We start from the raw sequence: 17,734 nt of genomic DNA, 5'->3' as shown, positions 1-17,734 counted from the left end.
GGAGAGCCAGCTCGCTGGTTCCCGCCTTCGCGGGAACGACGGCCCCGTCCCTTACGAGTAGATCTTGCCGCCCTGCCGGACGAACTCGATCGACTTCTCCTGCATGCCGCGCTCGGCCTCGTCGGCGCCCGCCTCCTTCAGCGACGCGGCGTAGTCGCGCACGTCCTGCGTGATCTTCATCGAGCAGAACTTCGGACCGCACATCGAGCAGAAGTGCGCGATCTTGGCGCCCTCGGCCGGCAGCGTCGCATCGTGGAACGAACGCGCGCGCTCCGGATCGAGACCCAGGTTGAACTGGTCTTCCCAGCGGAACTCGAAGCGCGCCTTCGACAGCGCGTTGTCGCGCAGCTGCGCGCCCGGCCAGCCCTTGGCCAGATCGGCGGCATGCGCGGCGATCTTGTAGGTGATGATGCCCTCGCGCACGTCTTCCTTGTCCGGCAGGCCCAGGTGCTCCTTCGGCGTGACGTAGCACAGCATCGCCGTGCCCATCCAGCCGATATTGGCCGCGCCGATGCCGCTGGTGATGTGGTCGTAGCCGGGGGCGATGTCGGTGACCAGCGGTCCGAGCGTGTAGAACGGGGCCTCGTAGCAGTGCTTGAGTTCCTCGTCCATGTTGGCCTGGATGCGTTGCAGCGGCACGTGGCCCGGGCCTTCGATCATCACCTGCACGTCGTGCTTCCACGCCTTGGCGGTCAGCTCGCCCAGCGTGCGCAGTTCGCCGAACTGCGCCTCGTCGTTCGAGTCGGCGATGCAGCCCGGACGCAGGCCGTCGCCGAGGCTGAACGACACGTCGTAGGCCTTCATGATTTCGCAGATCTCGTCGAAGTGCGTGTACAGGAAGTTTTCCTTGTGGTGGGCCAGGCACCATTTGGCCATGATCGAGCCGCCGCGCGAGACGATGCCCGTCACGCGGTCGGCGGTCAGCGGCACATAGCGCAGCAGCACGCCGGCGTGGATCGTGAAGTAGTCCACGCCCTGCTCGGCCTGCTCGATCAGCGTGTCGCGGAACATCTCCCAGGTCAGGTCCTCGGCGATGCCGCCGGTCTTGTCCAGCGCCTGGTAGATCGGCACCGTGCCGATCGGCACCGGCGAATTGCGCAGGATCCATTCGCGCGTCTCATGGATATGCTTGCCGGTGGACAGGTCCATGATGGTGTCGGCGCCCCAGCGGATCGACCAGACCATCTTCTCGACTTCCTCGGCCAGCGACGAGGTCACCGCCGAATTGCCCAGGTTGCCGTTGATCTTCACGCGGAAATTGCGGCCGATGATCATCGGCTCGAGTTCCGTGTGGTTGATGTTGGCGGGGATGATCGCGCGGCCGGCGGCCACTTCCTGGCGCACGAATTCCGGCGTGATGTCCTCCGGCCGCAGCGGCAGGCCGGCGCCCAGCGCATTGCCGGGATGCTGGCGCAGCAGCGCCTTGTACTCGGGCTTGTCGTACAGCGCCTGCAGGTTCAGCGATTCGCGCAGCGCGATGTATTCCATCTCGGGCGTGACGATGCCGCGGCGGGCGTAGTGCATCTGCGTGACATTGGCGCCGGCCTTGGCGCGGCGCGGATTGGTCAGCTGCGCGAAACGCAGGTGCGCGGTGGCCGGATCGTTGGCCCGCGCGCGGCCGTACTCGGACGACAGGCCCGGCAGCACCTCGGTATCGCCGCGTTCCTCGATCCATTTGGCTCGCACCGGCGGCAGGCCGGCCTTCAGGTCGATGCGCACGTCCGGGTCGCTGTACGGGCCCGAGGTGTCGTAGACCGGGATCGGCGGGTTCGGCATCTCGCCGTGCTCGGTGCGCGTGGCAGTCTGCAGGATGGTGCGCATCGGCACGCGGATGTCCGGACGGCTGCCGGTCAGATAGGTCTTGGTCGAAGCGGGATAGGCGAACTTCTGGTCGAGATCGCTTTCGAGCGATTCGAAGGATGCGGCGGGGGCGGCGTGATTGCGGGCCATGGATATCGTCCTCTCTCTTTGGGGGATGGACGAAACCAGGAGTCCTGTGAGCATGTCCCTCGGGGACCATGCTGGCGCGGCTGGAATGCGCGCCGGCGGGAACTGCGGTCTTCAGTGAAACTTCCCACGCCGGTACTAACCGGATCGGGTTCGAAGGGACTCTCTCAGCCGCGCGGCCAATCCGCACGGCACCCCTGTTTCATCCAACGGGGCCAATTTAAGCACAAGGGGACTGGCTGCGCCAGCCTTGTTTCATTCGGACTGTGGTGCGCTGCGGTATCGGATCGGCCGTCGGCGTGACGCCCGGGCCGCCTGCGTCCGCCGCAGCCGGCGGCTCGCGCGTTGCTCTACCATGCAGACAGCGTGCTTGCGCACGCGCGCCGGGCCGGCGAGGATTGGTCGCCGACGATTGGCCGCCGACGGATCCGGCGCCAACGATCGCAGGCCGCCAACGATTGCAACGGCAACGGCATGGGCAGAGACAGGACCGTCCGCCACAGGAGACACCATGAGCACCAGCGACGCCGCCACCCACCGCGTCTTCAACCAGGTCCCCGACCTGGCGCACCACAATCCGTTCGCCATCGACACCGCGCTCGGCGCCGCGCTCGAACGCCTCGGCGGCGGCTGGCATGCCGGCGAACTGCGCGAGTTCGGCGCGACGCTGGGCCAGCCCGAGGTCCAGGCCTGGGCCGACCAGGCCAATCGCCATCCGCCCGAACTGCACACCCACAGCCGCACCGGCGAACGGATCGACCAGGTCCGCTTCGACCCGAGCTGGCATGCGCTGCTGTCGCTGCTGCGCAGCCGCCAGCTGCACGCGTTGCCGTTCGCGCAGCCGCGTCCCGGCGCCTGGGCCGCGCGCACCGCCGGCTATTTCCTGCAGGCGCAGCTCGAATCGGGCTCGCTGTGCCCGGCGACGATGACCTTCGCCAGCATCCCTGTGCTGCAGAAGGAGGCCGCGCTGTTCAGCGAACTGGCGCCGCGGCTGTACGCCACCGCGCACGATCCCGAGGACCTGCCCTGGCGCGACAAGCGCGCGGTGATGATCGGCATGGGCATGACCGAGAAGCAGGGAGGCTCGGACGTGCGCGCCAACACCACGGTGGCGCGGCCGGTGCGCGGCGAGGGTCGCGGCGCCGAGTACGCGCTGACCGGCCACAAGTGGTTCTTCTCCGCGCCGATGTGCGACGCGCATCTGGTGGTGGCCCGCACGGGCGCCGAGGACGGACCGCTGTCGTGCTTCTTCGTGCCGCGCTTTCGCGACGACGGCAGCCGCAACGCGATCCAGATCCAGCGGCTCAAGGACAAGCTCGGCAACCGCTCCAACGCCAGCAGCGAGGTCGAATTCCGCGGCGCCAGCGGCATCCTGATCGGCGAGGAAGGCCGCGGCATTCCGACCATCATCGAGATGGCCACCAATACCCGGCTCGATTGCGTGATCGGCAGCGCGGCGCTGCTGCGAACCGCGCTGGTGCAGTCGATCCACCATGCGCGCCATCGCAGCGCCTTCGGCAAGCGGCTTGCCGATCAGCCGCTGATGCGCAATGTGCTGGCCGATCTCGCGCTCGAGAGCGAGGCCGCGACGCTGCTGATGATGGAGCTCGCGCATGCGTTCGAGCATGCCGCCACCGACCCGCTGGCCGGGGCGTGGAAGCGCATCGTGACGCCCGCCGCCAAGTTCTGGATCTGCAAGCGCGCGATCGAGGCGACCGGCGAGGCAATGGAGGTCTGGGGCGGCAACGGCTACGTCGAGGAAGGGCCGATGGCGCGGCTCTACCGCGAGGCGCCGGTCAATTCGATCTGGGAAGGGTCGGGCAACATCATGTGCCTGGACGTGCTGCGCGCGATCCAGCGCAGTCCCGACGATGCGCTGCGTCTGCTGCAGGACCTGGGCCAGCGCGCCGGCGGGCATGCCGCGGTGCGTGCCGAACTCGCTTCGCTGCAGGCGATGCTGCGCGCCGCGTCGGAAGAGCAGGAGACCTGCGCGCGCCGTTTCGCCCAGGGCCTGGTGCTGACCGCGCAGGCGGCGCTGATGCTCGCGCATGCCGATGCCGACAGCGCCGAGCGCTTCGTCGCCAGCCGGCTCGAGCGGCAGCATGGGCGCGTGTTCGGCACGCTCGACGGCAGCGCGGCGCAGCTGGGACGACTGATCGAGCGGGCCTGGCCGGCTTGATTGCAGGCGTTGCGCTCAGGACTACTCGTTGGACTCGCTGTCGCGCAGCAGGCGCCGGCATTCATCCAGACAGGACAGGCAGCAGGTGCCGCACCACAGGCCCGTGGCCGCGATGATCATTGCCACGCCCGGGTTGAGCGATCGCGGGTCGCCGCGGACCAGCACAACGGCGCCCGCCAGGCCGATCGGCAGCGACATCGCCGTGGCCATGACCACGGTCGCCAGCGCGCGATGATGGCGCGTCAAGGCCCCGAGGGCGATCCAGACACGCCGCAATCCGTCGGCGCCAGGATCGGGGGCGTGGTTGCCGTCGCTTTCGATCCAGTCGATGCGATGGGACGGCAGCAGGGCCGTGGTGGTGGTGGCGGTGGCGGCGGTGGCGGCGGTGGCGGCGGTGGTGGCGGTGGTGGCGGTGGCGGCGGTGGCGGCGGTGGCGGTGCTGGCGGTGCTGGCGGTGCTGGCGGGCGGCTGGCGATGGCGCGTGTCCACGTCCGGCCAGCCGGCATGCGAGACCGCGGCCCTGCTTGTCCTTGTGTATTGCACGGTGGCTCTCCCTTCCATGGTGGGCCCACAGGGTAAGGCTTCCGCCCGGCCGCGCGGGCCAAGCGGGCCGCTGCGCCTGTACCGGCGTACCGAAAAGGGAAAGGAATGCGGCAATTGTTGGAAAAACCGGCGGCCGCCTTTCGCAGCGCGCCGCTCAGGCGCGCGCCAGCAAGGTCTCCAGCGCACGCAGCCGTACCCGCGGACCGTGGCGGATCAGATCGTGCGCGCGCTCGCCGATCATGATCGCCGGCGCATCGGCATCGCCGCCGGCCAGCGTCGGCATGATCGATGCATCGGCCACGCGCAGCGCCTCGACCCCACGCACGCGCAATTGCGGATCGACCACCGACAGCGCATCGATGCCCATCCGGCAGGTGCCGGCCGGCCGCTCCGCGCCTTCCGCATGGGCGCGGACCAGCGCGTCGATGGCCGCGTCGTCATCGGGATCGGCGCGCACGCCGCCGCAATACAGCGCCTTGCCGCCGAACGCGGCCAGCGGCGGCTGCGCGAGGATGCGCCGCACCAGCGCCACGCCCGCGATCAGGTCGCGCACGTCCTGCGCATCGCCGAGCAGGCCGGCCTCGACCAGCGGCCGCCGCTGCGGATCGCTGCCCGCCAGCCGCAACCGTCCGCGGCTGCGCGGACGCAGCAGCAGCACGCGGCAGCCGTAGCTCTGGCCATGCCAGTCCCCATCGCCGCGCGCATGGCCCGGCCCGACCACGAAGCGCAGTTGCAGATCCGGTTCGGACAGTTCGGGCTGGCTCCTGAGCAGCGCGCCCGCGCTGACGGGCTCCGCCTGCGCCAGCGTGTTGCGCCGCCCGCCGAGTCCGGCCCCATGCCGCAGCCAGTGCCACGCCGCGGCGAGCGACCTGCCGATCGACGAATCGCCGCCGAGAAAACGCGGCCCGAACGATTGCCGCAGCGACGGCGGCGTCGGCCCGCGCTTGTGCAGCAGCATGCCGACCGGTTGCTGCAGATTCAAACCCACGCCGGGCAGATGCTGCACGACGCCGATGCCGTGCTCGCGCAGATGATCGGCGGGCCCGATACCGGAGACCATCAGCAGTTGCGGCGAACCGATCGCGCCGGCGGCGAGCACCACCTCGCGCCGCGCGCGCAACTGGACGAGGCGTCCGTGGCGCAGCGCCTGCACGCCGACCGCGCGGCGGCCTTCGAAGAGAATGCGCTGCGCCTGCATGCCGTGCAGGACCTGCAGGTTGCCGCCGACGCCGCGATGCAGATAGGCACGCGCCGCGCTCCACGGCTCGCCGCGATGGCGCGCGCTCTGGAACCAGCCGACGCCCTCCTGCCGGGGGCCATTGAAGTCGTCGTTGCGCGGGTGGCCGGCGTGGGCCGCGGACTCGACGAAGTAGCGGGCCAGCGGCGAAGGCGCGGAGGGATCGCCGACATGCAGCGGACCGTTGCCGCCATGCCAGGGGTCATCGTCGCGGCCCATCACGCGGGTGTTGCATTCGGCGCGGCGAAAGCACGGCAGCACGTCGTCCCAGGACCAGCCGTCGCAGCCGGCCTCGGCCCAGCCGTCGTAGTCGGATGGCGCGCCGCGCAGATAGGGACCCCAGTCCGGCGCGTCATCGTCGGGCCAGGCGGCCTCGAGCAGGGCGATCGATTCGCTGCCGCTGTCGGCGAGCCTGCCGGCCAGCGCGCACGCCGCCGCGCCGCCCCCGATCACGATGTAATCGAAACTGGTGTCCATTTGTCCCCTCGCACGATGGCAAGTCGGCGCGCCGCTTGCTTCGCGCATCGGGCCGCCACGCAGGGCCGGCGGACGGGGCGCGAACGCGGTCTATGCTGCCCAGTGTAGGCGCTTTGTCGAGGGGCAGAAGGAGAACGCGGAGGGGCCGATCGAGCCCGGCGAAAACGCGGGGGGAAACGCGGCGAACGCTCGGCGGAAATGGCGGGAATGCCGGGAAAAGGCGGGGGGAATGGCAGGAAAAAGTAGGCAGGACGCGCGCGCGCCCCGCCCTTGCGGCCGGTATTACGCCTTCAGCATCGGCTTGCCCAGCATCCGCGACAGCACCGCTTCCGGCGAGTGCGTGTGGTCCGAGATCGCGCGCGGATCGAGGTAGTAGGTCTGCTCCATCATCGCGCGGCCGCGCATCGCGGCGTGCAGCACCTGATCGCTGAAGACGATCCAGGTGGAACCCGGCGGGAAGTGGAATTCCTGCTGGGGCACCTTGGCCTGGTAGTCCAGGTCGGCCTTGGCCATGTCGTGCAGTTGCAGCATGCGGTGGTCGTATTCCGAGCGCTCGCGCTTGGTGATATGCAGCTGCTTCATCAGCCAGGCCTGTCCCGGCCACATGCCCTTGGTGCGCGGCACGAAGCGCCTGGCGAAATCGGCGAACGGCTCGCCGACGCGCCACACCCGCGGCGCCTGCGGATCGATGTTGTGGAAGACGCGCAGCAGGCGCTTGCCCAGCATCGGATTGGACGGGAACGAGTCCACGTGCAGCCGCGTATCGTCCTTGCGCCAGCTGACCGGGCGCCCGGCGATTTCGCTGGGCCGCAGCGAGGTGCCGGCGCGCTCCAGATGCGGGCCGTATTCGGGGAACAGCGCCAGCACCAGCCGCTCGCTGTATTCGGCATAGCGCCGGATCAGCGCGTACAGGTCGGCGAGATCCTGGGGGCTGCCCACGGCACCGCGCACCGCGGTGTCGTTGGCGCGCAGGTTGATGTTCTTGGACTTGCCATCCGACCAGCGGCTGTCGAGGAAGCGCTCCTCGCCCGGTTCGAAGCGGAAATGCAGGTCGGGGAAGTACAGCACCGCGCCCTGCTCGAGCTCGCGGCGCAGGCCCGCGGCCGTTTCGGCGCGCAGCTGCGGCGCCCAGTCGGTATAAGGCTGCGGGCGGATCAGGTCGAGCCCGCCGGCAGCGGCGGACGGCGCCGCGCCGGTCGAAGGCGCGACGGGAGGGACAGCGGTTTGAACGGACATGGGATTCCTCGGCATGCTGGCGTGTGCCACGCCTGATGGCGCGATTCTACCGCCGCGCCACGGCACGCTTGGCGCGCCAGCGTCGCGCCATGTTTTCGGCTCTTGAAGCGACGTCGTCCGACACTACATTCGTGACGAAGCGCGCCGGCCAGCGCCGGCACGCGGGGGGCCGGCCGCGCCGGTCCGAATACGAGTCGCTAGGAGTAGCAAGGAGCAAGGAGGTAATGCCATGTACGCATCGTTGCTGAGTTCTCCGGGCAGCCTGTTTGCCGAGTTCGACCGGCTGCAGCGCGAACTGCAACAGTTCCTCTCGACGCCGAGCAGCATCCGCGCGGTGGCGCGCGGCGCGTTTCCTGCCGTCAACATCGGCATGACGCCGTCCAGCGTCGAGGTCTATGCCTTCGCGCCGGGTATCGATCCGTCCACGCTCGACGTCAGCGTCGACCGCGGCCTGCTGACCATCGCCGGCCAGCGCAGCGCGCAGATGCAGGGCACGCAGCCACAAACCGCGCAGAGCGGGCAGACCGACCCGTCGGCCAGTCAGCAGGCCGACCAGCAGGGCCAGTCGGGCTCGGGCTCGGGCTCTTCAAGGCTGGGCGAGGACACCAACGTCTATGTGCGGGAGCGCTTCAACGGCAGCTTCCGGCGCGTGATTTCGCTGCCAGAGGACGTCGATACCGCCCGGATCGACGCCACCTATCGCGACGGGCTGCTGCGGATCTCGATCGCTCGCCAGGAATCGGCCCAGCCGCGCCGGATCACCGTGAACTGACCCGATGATTGCACCGAGCAGGAGGTTCATCATGAACGATCAAGCCGTCACCCGGACCGACCAGGACCGGAACCTGAACGTGAACGCGAACGTCGGCGGGAAGAACGACAACGGCAATGCGGCCGCCAACGCGACGCTGTTGCCGCGCGTGGACGTGACCGAGGATTCGACCGGCATCACGCTGCTGGCGGATCTGCCGGGCGTGTCGCGCGACACGCTGCAGGTGCGCGCCGACCGCGACAGCCTGACCATCGAGGGCGAGATTCGCCAGGAGATGCCCGAAGGGCTGGAGCCGGTCTATGCCGAGGTGCAGATCGCCCGTTACAAGCGCGTCTTCACGCTGAGCCGCGAGCTGGACAGCAGCGCGATCTCGGCGGTGCTGAAGGACGGCGTGCTGAATCTGCGGATTCCGAAGCAGGCCGAAGCGCAGCCGCGTCGGATCGAAGTGAAGGTAGGGTGAGAGTGAGGGCGGCGGTGGCCTTTGGGCCGCCGCTGCCCTCCCCGGCCCCTCTCCCGCGGGCGGGAGAGGGGAGAACACCAGGAAGGATTACAGCCCGGCCGCCGCGCGCAGTGCCGCGGCCTTGTCGGTGGCTTCCCACGAGAATTCCGGCTCCTCGCGGCCGAAGTGGCCGTAGGCGGCGGTCTTCTCGTAGATCGGGCGCAGCAGGTCCAGCATCTGCACGATGCCCTTGGGCCGCAGGTCGAAGTGCTCCATCACCAGTTTGGCGATCGCCTCGTCCGAGATCTTGCCGGTGCCTTCGGTGTAGACCGTCACGTTGATCGGGCGCGCCACGCCGATCGCGTAGCTGACCTGCACCTGGCACTGGCGCGCCAGGCCCGCGGCCACCACGTTCTTGGCCACATAGCGGGCCGCGTAGGCCGCCGAGCGGTCGACCTTGGACGGGTCCTTGCCCGAGAACGCGCCGCCGCCGTGCGGCGCCGCGCCGCCATAGGTGTCGACGATGATCTTGCGGCCGGTCAGTCCGCAGTCGCCCTGCGGGCCGCCGATGACGAAGCGGCCGGTCGGGTTCACCAGGTACTTGGTGTCCTTGAGCATCTCGGGCGGCAGCACCGGCTTGATGATCTCCTCGATCACCGCCTCGCGGATCTGCGCCTGGGTGATGTCCGGCGCGTGCTGGGTCGACAGCACCACGGTGTCGACGCTGTGCGGACGGCCGTCGACATAGCGCACGGTGACCTGCGACTTGGCGTCCGGACGCAGCCAGGGCAGGCGGCCGTCGCGGCGCAGCTGCGACTGGCGCTCGACCAGGCGGTGCGAGTAGTAGATCGGGAACGGCATCAGTTCCGGGGTCTCGTCGCAGGCATAGCCGAACATCAGGCCCTGGTCGCCGGCGCCCTGGTTCAGATAATCGTCCGAGGCACGGTCGACGCCCTGCGCGATATCGGGCGATTGCTTGTCGTAGGCCACCAGCACGGCGCAGCCCTTGTAATCGATGCCGTAATCGGTGTTGTCGTAGCCGATGCGCTTGATGGTTTCGCGCGCGACCTGGATATAGTCGACGTTGGCCGTGGTGGTGATTTCCCCGGCCAATACCACCAGCCCGGTATTGCACAGGGTTTCGGCGGCGACGCGCGCGTATTTGTCCTGGGCCAGGATGGCGTCCAGGACGGCGTCGGAAATCTGGTCGGCGACCTTGTCGGGATGGCCTTCGGAGACGGATTCCGAAGTAAAGAGGAAGTCGTTTGCCACGAACTTTTTCTCCAGGTTAGCTATTGCGTGCCAACCATGTTCAGTCCGGGCGGCGACGCTTTAGCGGTATTTTCAGCACGTCCTGATGAGACGGTATCGCCCCGCAAGTTGTCAGTTAACTCGGCGATGCGCGGTATTATACGCGCCTGCGCGGCGCCGCACACGCGCCGCCGCAACGGTGTGCCGAGGCCATCGGCGCTCGCCGAGGCGATCGGCGGCGGCCGCGAAACAATAACCGCGGAAGAATGAACCACGCCGGCCCGGGGCCGGCCCCTTGTTGGGACTCCATGACCTTCCTGTTCTGGCTGATTGCCCGCTTGCCGCTGGCATGGCTGCAAGCCATTGGCGGCGTGCTCGGCCTGCTGGCCGCGCGCCTGCCGGGCCGCTACGGCAGGCGACTCACCGAGAATTTCCGCCAGGCCTATCCCGACGCCACCGACCAGATGCTGGCCGAGGCGGCGCGCTCAACCGGCCGCATGGTGATGGAGATGCCGTACTTCTGGAGCCGCAGGACGTTGAAGGCGCGGCTGGCCGGGTTCTCCGAACACACCTGGCCGGAGCTCGACCGGCTGCTGGGCAAGGGCAACGGGCTGATCATGCTGGTCCCCCATCTCGGTTGCTTCGAAGTACTGCCGCAGGCGTACGCGCTGCGCCACAGGGTGACCGCGCTGTACAAGCCGCCGCACCAGCCATGGCTGCGCGACTGGATCGAGCGCATGCGCACCCGCCCCAATCTGGTGATGGCGGCGGCCACGCCGCGCGGCGTGCGCACGCTGGTCAAGGCGCTCAAGCGCGGCGAGTCGATCGGCATCCTGCCCGACCAGGTGCCCAAGGGCGGCGAAGGGGTATGGGCGCCGTTCTTCGGCAAGCCCGCGTACACCATGACGCTGGTGCAGCGCCTGCAGCAACTGACCGGCGCGCCGATCGCGATGGTCTTCGCCGAGCGCACCGCGCAAGGCGCCACCTATATCGCCCACATGCGGGTGCTGGAAGACAAGCTGCCGGACGATCCCGTCGCGGCCGCCACCGTGCTCAACCGCACGGTCGAATCGCTGGTCGCCGAAGCGCCGACGCAATACCTGTGGGGCTACAACCGTTACAAGCACCCGGCGGGTGCGGAGCTCCCGCCCCAAGCCGCGTGACAGACTCCCATGACTTACCTGTTCTGGCTGATTTCCCGCCTGCCGCTGGCCTGGTTGCAGGCCATCGGCGGCGCGCTGGGCCTGCTGGCAGCCAAGTGGCCGGGCCGCTACGGTACGCGCCTGACCGAGAACTTCCGCCACGCCTTTCCTGACGCCACTGACGAGATGGTGAACGAGGCCGCCCGCTCGATGGGACGCATGATCCTGGAGATGCCCTATTTCTGGACCCGGCACACCATCAAGGCGAAGCTGTACGACTTCAACGAGGTGGTCTGGCCGGCGCTGGACCGGCTGCAGGACCAGGGACGCGGCGTGATCGTGCTGACGCCGCACCTGGGCTGCTTCGAGGTATTGCCCCAGTCGTATGCGATGCGCCGGCCCGTCACGGTGCTGTTCAAGCCGCCGCACCAGCCCTGGCTGCGCGACTGGGTCGAACGCATGCGCAACCGCCCGAACATGACCAGCGCGCCGGCCAATCCGCGCGGCGTGCGCATGCTCGTCAAGGCGCTCAAGCGCAAGGAGGCCATCGGCATCCTGCCCGACCAGGTGCCGATCGGCGGCGAGGGCACGTGGGCGCCGTTCTTCGGCCGTCCCGCGTACACGATGACGCTGGTGCAGCGGCTGCAGCAATGGAGCGGCGCGCCGGTCGCCATCGTTGCCTCGATCCGTCTGCCGCGCGGCGGCGGCTATCGTGCCTTTCTGCGTGTGATCGAAGAGCCGCTGCCCGAGGATCCGGCCGCCGCCGCCGCCGTGATCAACGGCGTGGTGGAGGAGCTGGTACGGCTGGCACCGACCCAGTACCTGTGGGGCTACAACCGCTACAAGCACCCGGCCGGCGCGGAATTGCCGCCGCCGTGGCCGCCCGAGGCGCCCGCGCCATCCACGCCGCCCGCCCCGCCGGCATCGGGCGCCACCACGGCCGCCACGGCGGCCGGGGCGGCCGACCTGTCCGCCACGGAACCGACTTCCCCGACTTCGCATCCATGAGCCGTCTTTTCACCTGGCTGGGCATCGGTCTGCTGACCGTGCTCGGCAAGCTGCCCTACCCCCTGGTCGCCCGCTTCGGCGAAGGTCTCGGCAGCCTGCTGTACCTGTTTCCCAGCGGCCGCCGCGAGGTGGTCCGCGCCAACCTGCGCCTGGCCTTCCCCGACAAGTCCGAGGCCGAGATCGCCGAGCTGTCGCGCCAGTCGTTCCGCTCGGTGTTCCGCAGCTTCGCCGAGCGCGGCATCTTCTGGACCGGCAGCGAGGCACAGATGCGCCGCTGGGTGCAGATCGACGACCAGGCCAACCTGGTCGCGCTCGACGGCGAGCCGCACATCCTGGTCACGCTGCACCTGTCCGGCGTCGAGGCCGGCGCGATCCGGCTGACGATCTACCTGCGCGACCACGTGGGCCGCTCGGGCGCGTCGCTCTACACCAAGCAGAAGAATGCGCTGTTCGACGGCTTCCTGAAGCAGGCCCGTGGCCGCTTCGGCGCCAACATGATCGCGCGCAACGACAGCGTGCGCGACATCATCCGCTGCCTGAAGAAGGGCGAGGCGCTGCAGCTGATCTCCGACATGGACTTCGGCGAGCGCGACTCGGAATTCGTGCCCTTCTTCGGCGCGCAGGCGCTGACGCTGACCTCGGTGTCGCGGCTGGCGCGGCTGACCGGCGCCAAGGTCGTGCCGATCTATACCGAGCAGCTGCCCGACTATCGCGGCTATGTGCTGCGCATCCTGCCCGCCTGGGACAACTACCCGGGCGAGAGCGTGACCGACGACACGCGGCGGATGAACGCCTTCTTCGAGGACTGCATCCGCCCGCGCATCGCCGAGTACTACTGGGTGCACAAACGCTTCAAGCATCGCCCGCCCGGCGAACCCGAGATATATTGACGTTCGGCCGACATTGCGGCGGCCGCAAACCCAGAACACCGACACCGGCCGCCCGCGGCCTTCCGGCTTCCGGTCCTGACCGGTCCCGGCTTTTCCCGAACCGCGCCATGAAAATCCAGTTCACCAAGATGCACGGCGCCGGCAACGACTTCGTCGTGCTGGACGGCATCCACCAGACCCTGAACCTGAGCACCGAGCAATGGCGCGCGCTGGCGAGCCGGCATTTCGGCGTGGGCGCGGACCAGATCCTGATCGTCGAGAAGCCGACCCGGCCCGATGTCGACTTCCGCTACCGGATCTTCAACGCCGACGGCGGCGAGGTCGAGCACTGCGGCAACGGCGCGCGCTGCTTCGTCCGGTTCGTCACCGACCACGGCCTGACCGACAAGCGCTCGGTCCGCGTCGAGGTGATGAACGGCGTCATCACGCTGACGCTGAACGACGACGGCCAGGTCACGGTCGACATGGGCGCGCCCGAGTTCGAGCCGGCGCGGATCCCGTTCCTGCCCGAGGGGCTGCCGACGCGCACCGAGGGCGGCGACACGCTGTACGGCATCGAAACCAATGGCCGCACCGTGTGGATTTCGCCGGTGTCGATGGGCAATCCGCATGCGGTGCAGGTCGTCGACGACACCGAGCGCTTCCCGGTGCGCGAGGACGGCCCGGTAATCGAGCACCATGCCGCGTTCCCGAAGCGGGTCAATGCCGGCTTCATGCAGGTGGTCGACCGCAATACGATCCGGCTGCGCGTGTTCGAGCGCGGCTCCGGCGAGACGCTGGCCTGCGGCACCGGCGCCTGCGCGGCCGTGGTCGCCGGCATCCGGCGCGGCCTGCTCGACTCGCCGGTCAAGGTGCATACGCACGGCGGCGACCTGACCATCGCCTGGGACGGCGACGGAACCCCGGTGCGGATGACGGGCCCTGCCACCACGGTATTCGAAGGTTCGATCGATCTGGACGCGCTGCAGCCGCGCGGCTGACCTGCCCCAGCGACCCTGCCGGAACCCCGGCGCCAACGCGGAGAAGCGCCCATGCCAGCCACGCCGCTCGACCCCTACCGCATCGCCAACGGCAAGGGCTTTCGCCTGGACCGCTTCGATGCGGGCGCCAGGCCCTTCTCCAGCGGCGACAAGACCAGCGACCGGGCCCGCCTGACCGAGCTGTCGACGCATCTGGACGAGCAGCAGGACATCTTCTACGCCGAGCAGTCGCGCAAGCTGCTGGTGATCCTGCAGGGCATGGACACCAGTGGCAAGGACGGCACCGTGCGCGGCGTGTTCCGCAGCTTCGATCCGCTGGGGCTGCGCGTGGTCGGCTTCAAGGCCCCGACGTCGGAGGAGAAGGCGCGCGACTACCTGTGGCGCGTCCACGCCCAGGTGCCGCGCGCCGGCGAGATCGCGGTGTTCAACCGCAGCCACTACGAGGACGTGCTGATCGCGCGCGTGCATGGCTGGATCGACGCCGCCGAGTGCGAGCGCCGCTACCGGCAGATCCGCCACTTCGAAAGCCTGCTGGTCGAGACCGGCACCACGCTGGTCAAGTGCTTCCTGCATATTTCGAAGGACGAGCAGAAGTCCCGGCTCGAGGCGCGGCTCGCCGATCCGCAGAAGCACTGGAAGTTCGATCCCAACGACCTGGCCGAGCGCCGGCACTGGGACGCCTATATGGACGCCTACCAGGACGCGATCGCCGCGACGGCGACGCCGGAGGCGCCCTGGCACGTGATTCCCGCCGATTCGAAGACGCACCGCAATCTGATGGTCGCGGAGATCCTGCGCGAGACCTTCGCGCGGCTCAAGCCGGCCTATCCGCCGTCCGCGCCGGGGCTGGACAAGCTGAAGGTCGAGTAGTCGTCGAGTCGTCGAAGTCGAGCGGGGGAAGCAAGGATTGGGGCCCGACGGGCGCGGGGCCCGCAGCCCCGAGGGCCGAGGGCCTTGCGGGGGCTTGACGAGGCCCGCCCCGCAGGCCCCGAGTTCAAACGCCGTAGCGCTGGCGATAGGCCGCCACCGCGTCGCGCGAGGCGCCCAGCGCCGGGTCCTGCGCGGCGTCCAGATACGCCAGCAGGTCCGCCAGCGAGGCGATCGCGATCACCGGCACGCCGAATTCGCGCTGCACGCCCTGCACCGCGGAATGGGCGCCGATCTGCTCGGCGGTGCCGCTTTTCTCCATCCGGTCCAGCGCGATCAGCACCGCGGCCGGCTCGGCGCCGGCGGCGCGGATCATCTGCACCGATTCGCGCACCGAGGTGCCGGCCGAGATCACGTCGTCGACGATCACCACCTTGCCCTGCAGCTTCGCGCCGACCAGCGTGCCGCCCTCGCCGTGGTCCTTGGCTTCCTTGCGGTTGTAGGCGAAGCCCACGTTGCGGCCCATGCCCGCCAGCGCCACCGCGGTGGCCGACGCCAGCGTGATGCCCTTGTAGGCGGGCCCGAACAGCATGTCGAATGCGACACCCGAGGCCAGCAGGGTTTTCGCATAGAATTGCGCCACCTGGCCCAGCGTGGCGCCCTCGTTGAACAGCCCCGCGTTGAAGAAATACGGCGATTTGCGTCCCGCCTTGGTGACGAACTCGCCGAAGGACAGCACGCCCGCGTCCAGCGCGAAGCGGATGAAGGTCTGGCTGAGGTCGTCCGCCGCCGGCGTGGTTTGCTGCGTCATCTTTTCTCTCTTCAAAAAATTTCCCGAGATGTTACGGATTATCAGTGCCAACCTCAACGGCATCCGCTCGGCGGCCAAGAAAGGCTTCTTCGACTGGATGGGCAAGCAGGACGCCGACATGGTCTGCGTGCAGGAGCTCAAGGCGCAGGCCGCCGACATGACCGAGGCCTTCCTGGCGCCGCACGGCTATCACGGCTACTTCCACTACGCCGAGAAGAAGGGCTACAGCGGCGTCGGCCTGTACACCCGCCACAAGCCCGAGCGCGTGATCACCGGCTTCGGCAACGCCGAGTTCGACAGCGAAGGGCGCTATGTCGAAGTGCAGTATCCGCATCTGGCGGTGATCTCGGTCTACGTGCCGTCGGGCTCCAGCTCCGAGGAACGGCAACTGGCCAAGTACCGCTTCATGGAGGCCTTCCTGCCCCATCTGCTGCAGCTCAAGGCCAGCGGGCGCGAGATCGTGCTGTGCGGCGACGTCAACATCGCGCACAAGGAAATCGACATCAAGAACTGGAAGGGCAACCTGAAGAACTCCGGCTTCCTGCCCGAGGAGCGTGCCTGGATCGGCGAGCTGTTCGACGTGCACGGCTATGTCGACGTGTTCCGCAAGCTGGACCCGCGGCCCGAGCAATACACCTGGTGGAGCAACCGCGGCCAGGCCTACGCGAAGAACGTGGGCTGGCGCATCGACTATCACCTGGCCACGCCGAAGATCGCCGATACCGCCAAGGCGTGCTCGATCTACAAGGACGAGAAGTTCAGCGACCACGCGCCGCTGTCGATCGACTACGACTTCCCGCTGTAACGGCAACGCCCGGACGCAGGCCGCCGGGGCGGATTGCCGCTGCGGTGCCCGGGCATCCTCGTTACAATGCACCCCTCACCCGTATTACCAAGCGAGTCCACCATGGCATTCAAAGTGTTCGTCGACGGCCAGGAAGGCACCACCGGCCTCCGGCTGCTCGATTATCTGTCCGGCCGTTCCGATGTCGAACTGCTGCGCATCGCGGAAGACAAGCGCAAGGATCCGGCCGAGCGAGCACGCTTCCTGAACGCCGCCGACGTGGCCTTCCTGTGCCTGCCGGACGTGGCCTCGCGCGAGGCGGTGTCGTTGGTGACCAATCCGAATACCTGCGTGATCGACGCCAGCACGGCGTTCCGCACCGCCGACAACTGGGCCTACGGCCTGCCGGAGCTGGTGCGCGGCCAGCGCGAGAAGATCCGCGCCAGCAAGCGCATCGCCGTGCCGGGCTGCCACGCCAGCGCCTTCGTGCTGGCCGTGCGTCCGCTGGTCGATGCCGGCGTGATGCAGCCCGACTACCCGGTCACCGCGTTCTCGCTGACCGGCTACAGCGGCGGCGGCAAGAAGATGATTGCGGACTTCGAGGCGGGCGGCAATCCGAAGCTCGACAGCCCCCGCGCCTACGCGCTGGGACTCGAGCACAAGCATCTGCCCGAGATGCGCGTGCAGACCGGCCTCGCGCAGGCGCCGATCTTCAGCCCGATCGTCGGCAAGTTCTACAAGGGCCTGGCCGTCACGGTGCCGGTGTTCCCGGATCGCCTGGCGCGCAAGGTCACGCCGGAGCAGATCGCCGAGATCTACCGCAAGCACTACGAGGGCGAGCAGTTCGTCCGCGTGATGCCCGCCGCCAGCGACGAGCACCTGGACAACGGCTTCTTCGACGTGCAGGCCAACAACGACACCAATCGCGTGGATCTGTTCGTGTTCGGCTCGGCCGACCGCATCGTGCTGATCGCGCGGCTGGACAACCTCGGCAAGGGCGCGGCCGGCGCCGCGGTGCAATGCATGAACGTGCATATCGGCGCGGATGAGGCGACCGGGCTGACCGCCTGACCCTTTCGCTTTCCTGCCTCACCGATGCAAACGGCCCCGATTCGGGGCCGTTTGTGCTTGTACCGGGTTCATGCGCCGTCTATGCGCCGTCTGTGCGCCA

17 protein-coding genes and 1 riboswitch are annotated in these 17,734 nt (G+C 68.7%); of the genes, 11 read left to right on the top strand and 6 right to left on the bottom strand.

The window, feature by feature from the left end:
- Positions 1-51: 51 nt before the first annotated feature.
- Entirely contained in the window at positions 52-1,950 is a 1,899-nt protein-coding gene (gene thiC, locus F1599_RS08545) for a phosphomethylpyrimidine synthase ThiC (protein WP_149317240.1), read from the bottom strand.
- Between the two features lie 104 nt (positions 1,951-2,054).
- Positions 2,055-2,156, bottom strand: a riboswitch (TPP riboswitch).
- Between the two features lie 302 nt (positions 2,157-2,458).
- On the opposite strand from thiC, the gene F1599_RS08540 reads away from it, so the two are divergent.
- Complete coding sequence (locus F1599_RS08540; RefSeq protein WP_150082755.1) at positions 2,459-4,126, top strand: acyl-CoA dehydrogenase family protein; 1,668 nt, start codon at positions 2,459-2,461, stop codon at positions 4,124-4,126.
- Positions 4,127-4,147: 21 nt separating this feature from the next.
- Here F1599_RS08540 and F1599_RS25795 read toward each other — a convergent pair whose 3' ends face one another.
- The 3 genes from F1599_RS25795 to F1599_RS08520 all read right to left on the bottom strand — a co-directional run bounded on the left by F1599_RS25795 (position 4,148) and on the right by F1599_RS08520 (position 7,619).
- Positions 4,148-4,669 (bottom strand): hypothetical protein, encoded by a 522-nt coding sequence (locus F1599_RS25795; protein WP_190286329.1) that lies wholly within the window; start codon positions 4,667-4,669, stop codon positions 4,148-4,150.
- Positions 4,670-4,823: 154 nt separating this feature from the next.
- The gene (locus F1599_RS08525; protein ID WP_150082753.1) at positions 4,824-6,383 is read right to left on the bottom strand and encodes a GMC family oxidoreductase; all 1,560 of its coding nucleotides are present in this window, start codon (positions 6,381-6,383) and stop codon (positions 4,824-4,826) included.
- Between the two features lie 282 nt (positions 6,384-6,665).
- Positions 6,666-7,619 carry a Kdo hydroxylase family protein gene (locus F1599_RS08520; RefSeq protein ID WP_150082752.1) on the bottom strand — a complete coding sequence of 318 codons (954 nt, stop codon included), beginning with the start codon at positions 7,617-7,619 and terminating at the stop codon, positions 6,666-6,668.
- A 229-nt stretch (positions 7,620-7,848) separates the two neighbouring features.
- On the opposite strand from F1599_RS08520, the gene F1599_RS08515 reads away from it, so the two are divergent.
- Both F1599_RS08515 and F1599_RS08510 read left to right on the top strand, forming a co-directional pair.
- Positions 7,849-8,391, top strand: coding sequence for an Hsp20/alpha crystallin family protein (locus tag F1599_RS08515; protein WP_150082751.1), 543 nt, complete (start codon positions 7,849-7,851; stop codon positions 8,389-8,391).
- Between the two features lie 31 nt (positions 8,392-8,422).
- Positions 8,423-8,851, top strand: coding sequence for an Hsp20/alpha crystallin family protein (locus F1599_RS08510; RefSeq protein ID WP_149317246.1), 429 nt, complete (start codon positions 8,423-8,425; stop codon positions 8,849-8,851).
- A gap of 87 nt (positions 8,852-8,938) precedes the next feature.
- Here F1599_RS08510 and metK read toward each other — a convergent pair whose 3' ends face one another.
- Positions 8,939-10,102 carry a methionine adenosyltransferase gene (gene metK, locus F1599_RS08505; RefSeq protein WP_023264748.1) on the bottom strand — a complete coding sequence of 388 codons (1,164 nt, stop codon included), beginning with the start codon at positions 10,100-10,102 and terminating at the stop codon, positions 8,939-8,941.
- Positions 10,103-10,129: 27 nt separating this feature from the next.
- Here metK and F1599_RS08500 point away from each other — a divergent pair, with 27 nt between their 5' ends.
- The 6 genes from F1599_RS08500 (at position 10,130) to F1599_RS08475 (ending at position 14,971) form a co-directional block, all read left to right on the top strand.
- Positions 10,130-10,351, top strand: a complete 222-nt coding sequence (locus tag F1599_RS08500; protein ID WP_149317247.1) for a hypothetical protein — start codon at positions 10,130-10,132, stop codon at positions 10,349-10,351.
- Positions 10,352-10,389: 38 nt separating this feature from the next.
- Complete coding sequence (locus F1599_RS08495; RefSeq protein ID WP_149317248.1) at positions 10,390-11,244, top strand: lysophospholipid acyltransferase family protein; 855 nt, start codon at positions 10,390-10,392, stop codon at positions 11,242-11,244.
- Between the two features lie 9 nt (positions 11,245-11,253).
- Entirely contained in the window at positions 11,254-12,231 is a 978-nt protein-coding gene (locus F1599_RS08490; RefSeq protein WP_150082750.1) for a lysophospholipid acyltransferase family protein, read from the top strand.
- Entirely contained in the window at positions 12,228-13,121 is an 894-nt protein-coding gene (locus tag F1599_RS08485; RefSeq protein ID WP_149317250.1) for a lipid A biosynthesis lauroyl acyltransferase, read from the top strand. Before F1599_RS08490 ends, F1599_RS08485 begins: the two co-directional genes overlap by 4 nt.
- A gap of 107 nt (positions 13,122-13,228) precedes the next feature.
- Positions 13,229-14,101, top strand: coding sequence for a diaminopimelate epimerase (gene dapF / locus F1599_RS08480; RefSeq protein WP_150082749.1), 873 nt, complete (start codon positions 13,229-13,231; stop codon positions 14,099-14,101).
- 51 nt (positions 14,102-14,152) lie between these two features.
- A complete protein-coding gene (locus F1599_RS08475; RefSeq protein ID WP_150082748.1) occupies positions 14,153-14,971 on the top strand; it encodes a polyphosphate kinase 2 family protein in 819 nt (272 codons plus the stop codon).
- A 124-nt stretch (positions 14,972-15,095) separates the two neighbouring features.
- Here F1599_RS08475 and pyrE read toward each other — a convergent pair whose 3' ends face one another.
- The gene (gene pyrE / locus F1599_RS08470; protein WP_150082747.1) at positions 15,096-15,779 is read right to left on the bottom strand and encodes an orotate phosphoribosyltransferase; all 684 of its coding nucleotides are present in this window, start codon (positions 15,777-15,779) and stop codon (positions 15,096-15,098) included.
- A gap of 28 nt (positions 15,780-15,807) precedes the next feature.
- On the opposite strand from pyrE, the gene F1599_RS08465 reads away from it, so the two are divergent.
- Together F1599_RS08465 and argC are read left to right on the top strand one after the other, a co-directional pair.
- Positions 15,808-16,584, top strand: coding sequence for an exodeoxyribonuclease III (locus F1599_RS08465; protein WP_053820911.1), 777 nt, complete (start codon positions 15,808-15,810; stop codon positions 16,582-16,584).
- A gap of 102 nt (positions 16,585-16,686) precedes the next feature.
- Positions 16,687-17,634 (top strand): N-acetyl-gamma-glutamyl-phosphate reductase, encoded by a 948-nt coding sequence (argC, locus tag F1599_RS08460; RefSeq protein WP_149317255.1) that lies wholly within the window; start codon positions 16,687-16,689, stop codon positions 17,632-17,634.
- Positions 17,635-17,734 lie beyond the last annotated feature (100 nt).

This window comes from Cupriavidus cauae, from assembly GCF_008632125.1.
In the GTDB taxonomy this organism is placed as follows: Bacteria; Pseudomonadota; Gammaproteobacteria; order Burkholderiales; family Burkholderiaceae; genus Cupriavidus; species Cupriavidus cauae.
The sequence above is the reverse complement of the archived record's forward strand: the minus strand, read 5'-3'. Positions and strand labels throughout refer to the sequence as shown.

Excerpts from the sequence above, each read along its gene's own strand:
- F1599_RS08515 (WP_150082751.1), top strand. The coding sequence starts at position 7,849 with ATGTACGCATCGTTGCTGAGTTCTCCGGGCAGCCTGTTTGCCGAGTTC.
- F1599_RS08465 (WP_053820911.1), top strand. The coding sequence starts at position 15,808 with ATGTTACGGATTATCAGTGCCAACCTCAACGGCATCCGCTCGGCGGCC.
- thiC (WP_149317240.1), bottom strand. The coding sequence starts at position 1,950 with ATGGCCCGCAATCACGCCGCCCCCGCCGCATCCTTCGAATCGCTCGAA.
- pyrE (WP_150082747.1), bottom strand. The coding sequence starts at position 15,779 with ATGACGCAGCAAACCACGCCGGCGGCGGACGACCTCAGCCAGACCTTC.
- F1599_RS08495 (WP_149317248.1), top strand. The coding sequence starts at position 10,390 with ATGACCTTCCTGTTCTGGCTGATTGCCCGCTTGCCGCTGGCATGGCTG.
- F1599_RS08510 (WP_149317246.1), top strand. The coding sequence starts at position 8,423 with ATGAACGATCAAGCCGTCACCCGGACCGACCAGGACCGGAACCTGAAC.
- F1599_RS08520 (WP_150082752.1), bottom strand. The coding sequence starts at position 7,619 with ATGTCCGTTCAAACCGCTGTCCCTCCCGTCGCGCCTTCGACCGGCGCG.
- F1599_RS08485 (WP_149317250.1), top strand. The coding sequence starts at position 12,228 with ATGAGCCGTCTTTTCACCTGGCTGGGCATCGGTCTGCTGACCGTGCTC.
- F1599_RS08525 (WP_150082753.1), bottom strand. The coding sequence starts at position 6,383 with ATGGACACCAGTTTCGATTACATCGTGATCGGGGGCGGCGCGGCGGCG.
- dapF (WP_150082749.1), top strand. The coding sequence starts at position 13,229 with ATGAAAATCCAGTTCACCAAGATGCACGGCGCCGGCAACGACTTCGTC.
- F1599_RS08475 (WP_150082748.1), top strand. The coding sequence starts at position 14,153 with ATGCCAGCCACGCCGCTCGACCCCTACCGCATCGCCAACGGCAAGGGC.
- argC (WP_149317255.1), top strand. The coding sequence starts at position 16,687 with ATGGCATTCAAAGTGTTCGTCGACGGCCAGGAAGGCACCACCGGCCTC.
- F1599_RS08540 (WP_150082755.1), top strand. The coding sequence starts at position 2,459 with ATGAGCACCAGCGACGCCGCCACCCACCGCGTCTTCAACCAGGTCCCC.
- F1599_RS08490 (WP_150082750.1), top strand. The coding sequence starts at position 11,254 with ATGACTTACCTGTTCTGGCTGATTTCCCGCCTGCCGCTGGCCTGGTTG.